The 8,843-nt window shown below is 70.5% G+C and carries 8 protein-coding genes and 1 pseudogene; all 9 read right to left on the minus strand.

What is annotated here, in order from left to right; genetic code table 11:
• Positions 1-192, minus strand: a pseudogene (locus ACOJVU_RS09910) (type III polyketide synthase); the annotation flags it as partial.
• A gap of 118 nt (positions 193-310) precedes the next feature.
• Positions 311-1,726 carry an argininosuccinate lyase gene (argH, locus tag ACOJVU_RS09915; protein ID WP_421529615.1) on the minus strand — a complete coding sequence of 472 codons (1,416 nt, stop codon included), beginning with the start codon at positions 1,724-1,726 and terminating at the stop codon, positions 311-313.
• 103 nt (positions 1,727-1,829) lie between these two features.
• Positions 1,830-3,026 (minus strand): argininosuccinate synthase, encoded by a 1,197-nt coding sequence (locus ACOJVU_RS09920; protein WP_421529616.1) that lies wholly within the window; start codon positions 3,024-3,026, stop codon positions 1,830-1,832.
• 26 nt (positions 3,027-3,052) lie between these two features.
• Positions 3,053-3,547: an arginine repressor gene (locus ACOJVU_RS09925; protein WP_421529617.1), complete on the minus strand. Its 495-nt coding sequence runs from the start codon at positions 3,545-3,547 to the stop codon at positions 3,053-3,055.
• Between the two features lie 48 nt (positions 3,548-3,595).
• A complete protein-coding gene (gene argF / locus ACOJVU_RS09930) occupies positions 3,596-4,519 on the minus strand; it encodes an ornithine carbamoyltransferase (RefSeq protein ID WP_421529618.1) in 924 nt (307 codons plus the stop codon).
• Complete coding sequence (locus ACOJVU_RS09935) at positions 4,516-5,712, minus strand: acetylornithine transaminase (protein WP_421529619.1); 1,197 nt, start codon at positions 5,710-5,712, stop codon at positions 4,516-4,518. Before ACOJVU_RS09935 ends, argF begins: the two co-directional genes overlap by 4 nt.
• A 75-nt stretch (positions 5,713-5,787) precedes the next feature.
• Entirely contained in the window at positions 5,788-6,669 is an 882-nt protein-coding gene (gene argB, locus ACOJVU_RS09940; RefSeq protein ID WP_421529621.1) for an acetylglutamate kinase, read from the minus strand.
• A 55-nt stretch (positions 6,670-6,724) separates the two neighbouring features.
• On the minus strand, positions 6,725-7,960 hold the full coding sequence (argJ, locus tag ACOJVU_RS09945; RefSeq protein WP_421529622.1) for a bifunctional glutamate N-acetyltransferase/amino-acid acetyltransferase ArgJ: 1,236 nt from the start codon (positions 7,958-7,960) through the stop codon (positions 6,725-6,727).
• Positions 7,915-8,843: N-acetyl-gamma-glutamyl-phosphate reductase (argC, locus tag ACOJVU_RS09950; protein WP_421529620.1), on the minus strand; the 929-nt coding region annotated here is incomplete at its 5' end. The genes argJ and argC, both read right to left, overlap by 46 nt.

An 8,843-nucleotide genomic window follows, 5' to 3' on the forward strand; every position in this document is an offset into this window, starting at 1 on the left:
CTCGGTGAGGTTCGGGTACCGCTCCAGCGGCAGGACCAGGTGACGACTGTTGACCTTGGCGCTGGCGTGCAGCTGCCGGACGATGTCCTCGTACCCCTCGAACTCCGGAATGCTGACGAAGAAATCGGTCAATTCGGACTGCGAGTAGCGGTACGGCGGTAACGCACCGCACACTCCTGCGACGACACTCATAGGCCCCACCTTCTGGAAACGAGGGTCAGGGCCGAAAGGTTCGGCCGAAGCCCTCGATGAGGAAGTTTAGTCTGCGTTTTCGACGGCCGGAAAACCGCCGCTACAGCAACCGACCGCCTCAGCTACGACGCAGCCGGTTCCGCAGGTCCTCGCCGGCCGCCCCGATCGCGGCCAACTGCTCAGCGACCCGCACCGGAGCGGTGCCGCCGCGGGCGTCCCGCGAGGACACCGACCCCTCGATCGTGAGCACCTCGCGGACCCGGGGCGTCAGCTCGGGACTGACCGCGGCGAGCTCGTCGTCGGTGAGCTCGTCGAGGCCGACGCCGCGCGCTTCGGCGGCCCGCACGGCCCCACCCGCGACCTCGTGCGCGGACCGGAACGGCACACCCTGGCGGACCAGCCACTCGGCGACGTCGGTGGCCAGCGTGTGGCCGGCCGGCGCCAGGGCCGCCATCCGCTCGACGTCGAACGTCAGGGTGGACACCAGCCCCGTCATGGCCGGCAACAGCAGCTCCAGCTGGGCCACCGAATCGAACACCGGCTCCTTGTCCTCCTGCAGGTCGCGGTTGTAGGCCAGGGGCTGCGCCTTCAGTGTCGCCAGCAACCCGGTCAGGTTGCCGATCAGCCGACCCGACTTGCCGCGCGCCAGCTCGGCGATGTCGGGGTTTTTCTTCTGCGGCATGATCGAGCTTCCAGTCGACCAGGAGTCGTGCAGCCTGGCGTACCCGAACTCCGTGGAACTCCACAAGATGATGTCCTCGGCAAGCCGCGACAGGTCGACGGCGGTCATCGCGAAGACGAACGCGGCCTCAGCGGCGAAATCCCGGGCTGCGGTGGCGTCGATCGAGTTCTCTGCGGCAGCGGAAAAGCCCAGATCCGCGGCGATGGCGTCCGGGTCCAGCCCCAGCGACGAGCCGGCCAGCGCGCCCGAGCCGTACGGGGAAACCGCCGCGCGTTTGTCGAAGTCGACGATGCGATCCACGTCACGCAGCAGCGGATGCGCATGCGCGAGCAGATGGTGGGCCAGCAGGACCGGCTGCGCGGATTGCAGGTGGGTCTTGCCGGGCATGATCGCGGTCGGATGGGCCCCGGCCTGGGTGGCCAGCGCGGCGACGAGGCCCAGTATCCCGTCGGCGACCCGGCGTGCCGCGTCGCGCAGCCACATCCGGAACAGGGTGGCCACCTGGTCGTTGCGTGACCGGCCGGCGCGCAGGCGCCCGCCCAGGTCCGGTCCGACCCGGTCGATCAGTCCGCGCTCGATCGCGGCGTGCACGTCCTCGTCGCCGGCCAGGGGGGCGAAGCTGCCGTCGGCGACGTCTTCAGCGAGGCTGTCCAGGCCGGCCAGCAGCCCGTCGCGTTGCTCCGCGGTGAGCAGCCCGGCCCGGAACAGGATCACGGTGTGGGCCTTGGAGGCGGTGATGTCGTAGGGGGCCAGCACCCAGTCGAAGTGGGTCGACTTGCTCAGCGCGGCCAGCGCGTCCGACGGCCCGTCGGCGAACCGTCCGCCCCACAAAGACCCCTCGCGCGTGCTCATTTTTCCTCCGCGAGCAGTCGCAAATACCCCGCTGCGCCCGGCGCGTCGGGGGCATGTGCCGGAGGTACCTCCCGCTTGCGGGGGACTGCTCGCCCGGAAACCGTCACGCCAGGTCCCGGCGGGCGGCCAGCTTGGACGACAACCCGTGCACGTAGACGAAGCCCTTGGCCGCCGACTGGTCGAAGCTGTCGCCCTCGTCGTAGGTGGCCAGGTTGAAGTCGTAGAGGGATTCGGGACTGCGCCGGCCGTTCACCGCGATGTGGCCGCCGTGCAACACCATCCGGATCTCCCCGGAGACGTGCTCCTGGGTCATGGCGACGAACGCCTCCAGCGCCGTCTTCAGCGGCGAATACCACAGACCGTCGTAGACCAGTTCGGCCCAGCGCTGGTCGGTCTGGCGCTTGAACCGTCCCAGCTCGCGCTCGAGCGTGACGTGCTCGAGTTCGGCGTGGGCGGTGATCAGCACCATCGCCCCCGGCGCCTCGTAGATTTCGCGGCTCTTGATGCCGACCAGGCGGTCCTCCACGACGTCGAGACGTCCCACACCCTGCGCACCGGCACGGTCGTTGAGCTCCCTGATGGCCTGCAGCATGGTCACCGGCTTGCCGTCGATCGACACCGGCACCCCGCGCTCGAACCCGACGATCACCTCGTCTGGCGTGCTCCAGTTCAGGGTCGGGTCCTCGGTGTAGGCGTAGATGTCCTTGGTGGGCGCGTTCCACAGATGTTCCAGGAAGCCGGTTTCCACCGCGCGACCCCACACGTTCTGGTCGATGGAGAACGGCGAGCGCTTGGTGACGCTGATCGGGATCGCGTTCTCCTCCGCGAACGCGATGGCCTTCTCCCGCGTCCAGGCGTAGTCACGCACCGGCGCCAGCACCTCGAGATCCGGTGCCAGCGAGGCGAATCCGACCTCGAAGCGGACCTGGTCGTTGCCCTTGCCGGTGCAGCCGTGCGCGACGATGCCCCCGCCGTGCTCGCGGGCGGCCGCCACCAGATGCTTGGCGATCAGCGGCCGGCTGATCGCCGACACCAGCGGGTAGCGATCCATGTAGAGCGCGTTGTTCTGCACGGTGGGCAGGCAGTAGCCCTGCGCGAACTCGTCGCGCGCGTCGACGACAACCGCCTCCACGGCGCCGCAGTCCAGCGCCCGACGGCGGATGACCTCCATGTCCTCGCCGCCCTGGCCGAGGTCGATCGCGACCGCCACGACCTCGCGGCCGGTCTCCTTACCTATCCAGCGGATCGCCACCGACGTGTCCAGGCCACCGGAATACGCCAGGATGACGCGTTCTGACATGAACCAACTCCTTTTGATTGAAAGGCTTACGTGAGCTTGTCGAGCACACTGGCCAACTCGGCGCCGCTCATGGGCTCACGGGCGGCCACGAAGACGGTGTCGTCGCCCGCGATGGTGCCGACGACGTACGGTAGCGCCGCGCGGTCGATCGCGCTGGCCAAATAGTCCGCCGCGCCGGGCGGAGTCCGCAGCACCGCCAGGTTCCCACTGGCGTCCGCCGACACCAGCAGGTCGCTCAGCAGCCGCGACAGCCGCGCGGTGCCACCGGACACCCCGCGCACCGGGCTGCCGTCCTCGGGCACGATGTAGGCGCCGACGCCGCCGTCGGCGCCGCGCAGCTTGACCGCGCCCAGTTCCTCGAGGTCCCGCGACAGCGTGGCCTGGGTGACGTCGATGCCCTCGCGGGCCAGCCGGGCGGCCAGCTCGCCTTGGCTGTGCACCGGCGACGACGACAGGATCGCCACGATCCGGGCCTGTCGCCCGGCCCGGGTGGTCTCCGGTGTCGCCTTGGACCTAATCAACGGCGCCACTCCTCCGCATCGCTTCGCTCTGCATCGTCGCCGGCACGGTCATCGTGCCCGCTCCAGCAACCACACCAGCAGTGCCTTCTGGGCGTGCAGGCGGTTCTCGGCCTCGTCCCAGACGGCGCTGGCCGGCCCGTCCATCACCTCGTCGGTGATCTCCTGGCCGCGGTGCGCCGGAAGGCAATGCAGCACGATGGCGTCAGTGTCGGCCAGACTCAACAATCGCGCATCGAGCTGATAGGGCCGGAACGGGCCGACCCGGTCGAGCCCGTCGGCCTCCTGCCCCATCGACGTCCACGTGTCGGTCACCAGGACGTCGGCGCCCGCGGCGGCCGTCTCGGCGTCGGTGGTGACGGTCACCGACGCGCCTGTGGCCTGCGCACGGCGCTCGGCTGCCGACAACACATCCCGATCCGGGACGAAGCCGTCCGGAGCGGCGATGGTGACGTGGATGCCGGCGGTGGCCCCGCCCAGCATCAGCGAGTGGGCCATGTTGTTGGCCCCGTCCCCGAAGTAGGACAACCGCAGCCCGCGCAACGCCCCCTTGCGTTCGGCGACCGTCTGCAGGTCGGCCAGCACCTGGCAGGGGTGGAACTCGTCGGACAGCGCGTTGACCACCGGCACCGTCGCGGTCGAGGCCATGGCCTCCAGGCGCTCCTGCCCGAACGTGCGCCAGACGATCGCCTCGACGTAGCGCGACAACACGTTCGCGGTGTCCTGCAACGTCTCGTCACGTCCCAGCTGGGTGGCGTGGCTGTCGACGACGACGGCATGCCCGCCGAGCTGGGCTATGCCGAGTTCGAACGAGAACCGGGTGCGCGTGGAGTTCTTGTCGAAGACGACGGCGACGCCGCGGGGTCCCTCGAGCGGACGGCAGCTGAATGGATCTTTCTTCAGTTCCGCTGCCAGAGAAAGGATTTCAGCCTGCTCCTGGGGCGACACGTCGTCATCGCGCAGAAAGTGCCTCATGCCGGTGTCCCGGCCGCGTCGAGGATACCCGGCAGCGCGGCGACGAAGCTGTCCGCCTGGGCCTCGGTGATGATCAGCGGCGGCGCGAGCCGCAGCACGTCGGGCGCCGGGGCGTTGACGAGGAACCCGGCCTCGCGCGCGGCGGCCTCGGCGTCCTTGGCGCGCGGCGCGGTCAGCGCGACGCCCAGCAGCAGTCCGCGGCCGCGCACATGATCGATCAGCGGGTGCCCGAGCCCCTCGATGCCGTGACGCAGCGACTTGCCCATCATCTCGGCGTGGCGGACCAGGCCCTCGGCGGCCAGCACCCGCACCACCGCCAGCGCCGCCGCGGTGCAGACCGGGTTGCCGCCGAAGGTGCTGCCGTGCAGACCCGGCGTCAGCAGGTCGGCGGCCGGGCCGATGGCCAGGCACGCCCCGATGGGCAGTCCACCGCCGAGCCCTTTGGCCAGTGTCACCACGTCGGGGGTGATGCCGTCGTGTTGATGGGCGAAAAACGCTCCGGTGCGCCCCATCCCGGTCTGCACCTCGTCGATGGCCAGCAGCGCGCCGTGCCGCGCGGTGATGTCACGCGCGGCGGCCAGGTAACCCTCGGGCGGCACGACGACGCCTCCCTCCCCCATGATCGGTTCGAGGAACACCGCGGCCGTGGCGTCGTCGACCACGGCCGCCAGCGCCCCGGCGTCCCCGTAGGGCACGTGGGTGACGTCGCCCGGCAGCGGGGCGAACGGCGCCTGCTTGCTCGGCTGACCGGTCAGCGCCAGCGCCCCCATCGTCCTGCCATGGAAACCGCCCTGTGCGGCAACGATCTTGGTGCGGCCGGTGAGCCGGGACACCTTGAAGGCCGCCTCGTTGGCCTCGGCGCCGGAGTTGCAGAAGAACACCCGGGCCGGCGCGGACGCGTCGAGCAGGGCGACCAGTTCTTCGGCCAGCGCGATGCCGGGCTCGGCGGCGTAGAGGTTCGAGGTGTGGCCCAGCGTCTGCATCTGCTGCGTGACGGCCTCGATCACCGCGGGGTGCCGGTGGCCCAGCACGTTGACCGCGATGCCGCCGAGCAGATCCAGGTAGGTCTTGCCGTCCAGGTCGGTGACGGTGGCGCCCTCGCCACTGGCCAGGGCGATGGCAGGGGTGCCGTAGTTGTTCATCATGACGGCGCCCCAGCGGTGTCGCATCTCCTCGGTGCGCGTCTTAATCAACGGTCCCGCTCCTGTTCATCGCTGCGTCCCCCTCGCCGCTGCGCGGCTGGGGGTGCCCCCACTGCATCGTCGCCGTCACGTGCTCACCACCGTGGTTCCGGTGCCCGCGTCGGTGAAAAGCTCCACCAGCACGCAGTGTTTGACCCGGCCGTCGATGATGTGCGCGCTGGGCACGCCGCCCGCGACGGCCCGCAGACACGCCTCGACCTTCGGGATCATGCCCTCCTCCAGCGTGGGCAGCAGTTGCGCCAGCGTGGCGGTGTCGATTTCGCTGACCAACGACTCCCGGTCGGGCCACTGCGTGTAGAGGCCCTCGACATCGGTGAGCACCAACAGCTTCTCGGCCCCCAGGGCCTCGGCCAGCGCCGCGGCGGCGGTGTCGGAGTTGATGTTGTGCACCACGCCGTCCTCGTCGGGCGCTAACGTCGAAACCACCGGGATACGTCGCGCCGCAATCAGATCCAGCAGGGCCGCGGTGTTCACGTGGGCGACGTCTCCGACCAGGCCGATGTCGGTGGCCACGCCGTCGACGGTGACGCTGCGCCGGATCGCGGTGAACAGCTGGGCGTCCTCACCGGTGACGCCGACGGCATAGGGTCCGTGTGCGTTGACGAGATTGACCAGTTCGCGCCCGACCTGCCCGAACAACACCATCCGCGCCACGTCGAGCACTTCCGGCGTCGTGACGCGGAATCCGCCCTTGAAGTCTCCCGCGATGCCCAGGCGCCGCAGCATGGCGGTGATCTGGGGGCCGCCGCCGTGCACGACGACGGGGTGGATGCCGCAGTTGCGCAGGAACGCCATGTCCGCGGCGAAGGCGTGTTTGAGCGTGTCGTCGATCATGGCGTTCCCGCCGTATTTGACCACGACGACCTTGCCGTGCAGCTGCTTGAGCCAGGGCAGGGCTTCGGCGAGCACCTCGGCCTTGAGCTGGGTGGGCAGGGTGTCGAGGTTCATCGCCATGTGCACCGCTCGTCCCCATCACTACGTGCTGCATCATCGCCGGCGCGGGTCATGAACTGTAGGCCGAGTTCTCTTCGACGTAAGCGTGTGAGAGGTCGGTGGTCCGGACGGCGGCCCGCCCGTCACCGACCGCGAGGTCGACGGTGACGTCGATGTCGGCCCCCGACAGATCCACCTCGCGCGCCCCGGACACCCCGACGCTGTCGACACAGACCGGGGACCCGTTGAAAGACACGGTAATTCGATCGGGGTCCAGGTATACCGGCGCCATGCCGACGGCCGCCAGCACCCGGCCCCAGTTGGGGTCGGACCCGAACAGCGCGGTTTTGACCAGGCTGTCGCGGGCGACCATGCGCGCGACAGTCAGCGCGTCGTCGTCGCAGGCGGCTCCGGTGACGGTGACGACGACGCGCTTGGTGACGCCCTCGGCGTCGGCCTGCAGTTGCGCGCACAGGTCGTCGCAGGCCCGCAGCACGGCCTCGCCGAGATCGGCCTGGGGCGGGGCGATTCCGCTGGCGCCCGACGCCAGTAGCAGCACGGTGTCGTTGGTCGAGCAGCTGCCGTCGACGTCGAGCCGGTCGAAGGTGTGTGCGGTGGCGTAGCGCAGCGCCGCCTCGAGGGCCGCCGGTTCGGCGGCGGCATCGGTGGTGAGCACGCACAGCATGGTGGCCAGCGACGGGGCGAGCATGCCCGCGCCTTTGGCCATGCCGCCGACAGTCCAATCGTTCCGATGATGCACGGCAACCTGTTTGGCGCGCGTGTCGGTGGTCATGATGGCCTGGGCGGCCTCGTCGCCACCGGACAGGCCGCCGGCCATCGCGCGCACGATGTCACGTACCCCGGCGAGCACCTTGTCCATCGGCAACCGGTCACCGATCAGGCCGGTGGAGCAGACGGCGACCTCGATGGCCCCGGTCTGGGTTCCCCACTCCGACAACGCGGCGGCGACGGCCTCCGCCGTGGCATGGGTGTCCTGGAAGCCGCCCGGCCCGGTGCAGGCGTTGGCGCCGCCGGAATTGAGGATGACCGCCCGCAGCCGCCCGGTGGTGAGCACCTGCTGGCTCCACAACACCGGCGCCGCCTTGACCTTGTTGCTGGTGAAGACACCGGCGGCCGCGTGGTCGGGCCCTTCGTTGAAGACCAGCGCGAGATCCCGTGCACCCGACGCCTTGATCCCGGCGGCGATGCCCGCGGCCCGGAATCCGGCCGGGGCGGTCACGCCCTGTTCGCGCAGCACCCTCACGGCGCCACCCCGACCACCGAAAGGCCTTCGGTCTCTTGCCAGCCCAGCGCCAGGTTCATCGACTGCACCGCCGCGCCGCCGGTGCCCTTGACCAGGTTGTCGATCGCGGCGATCGCCACGAAGGTCTGGGCGGCCTCGTCGACCGCCACGGCGACGTGCGCCGCGTTGCTACCGATCACCGCGCCGGTCCGGGGCAGCTGGCCCTCGGGCATCACATAGATGAAAGGCTCTGCCTGGTAGACCTTGTCGTAGGCCGCCCGCAGCTGCGACAGCGGCGCGCGGGTGCGCGCGGTGCACGTGGCCAGGATCCCGCGCGACGTCGGGATCAGCACCGGGGTGAACGACACCGTGACGTCGCGGCCGGCGACCGCCTCCAGTCCCTGGGCGATCTCGGGGGTATGCCGGTGGGCGCCGGCGATGTTGTAGGCCCGGGCCGATCCGATGACCTCCGAGCCGAGCAGGTCCGTCGTGGCCGCCCGGCCGGCGCCGGACGTGCCGCTGACGGCGACGACGGTGACGGCGGGCTCGACTAGGCCCTCGGCCAGCGCCGGCCACAGCGCCAGCAGCGCCGCGGTCGGGTAACAGCCGGGCACCGCGATGCGCCGCGCGTCGCGCAGCCGCTCGCGTGCGCCGGGCAACTCCGGCAACCCGTAGGGCCAGCTGCCGGCATGGGGGGAGCCGTAGAAGCGCTGCCAGGCGGCGGCGTCGGTGAGCCGGAAGTCCGCGCCGCAGTCGATGATCAGGGTTTGCGGGCTCAGCTGTTCGGCCAGCGCCGCGGAATGCCCGTGCGGCAAGGCCAGGAACACCACGTCGTGGCCTGCCAGCACGGACGGGTCCGTGGGCTCGACCACCCGTTGCGCCAACGGCGTCAGGTGCCGGTGGTGCTCACCGAGCGTGCTGCCGGCGCTGGCGGCGGCGGTCACCG

It is taken from the genome of Mycobacterium sp. THU-M104, assembly GCF_049197365.1.
GTDB lineage: Bacteria > Actinomycetota > Actinomycetes > Mycobacteriales > Mycobacteriaceae > Mycobacterium.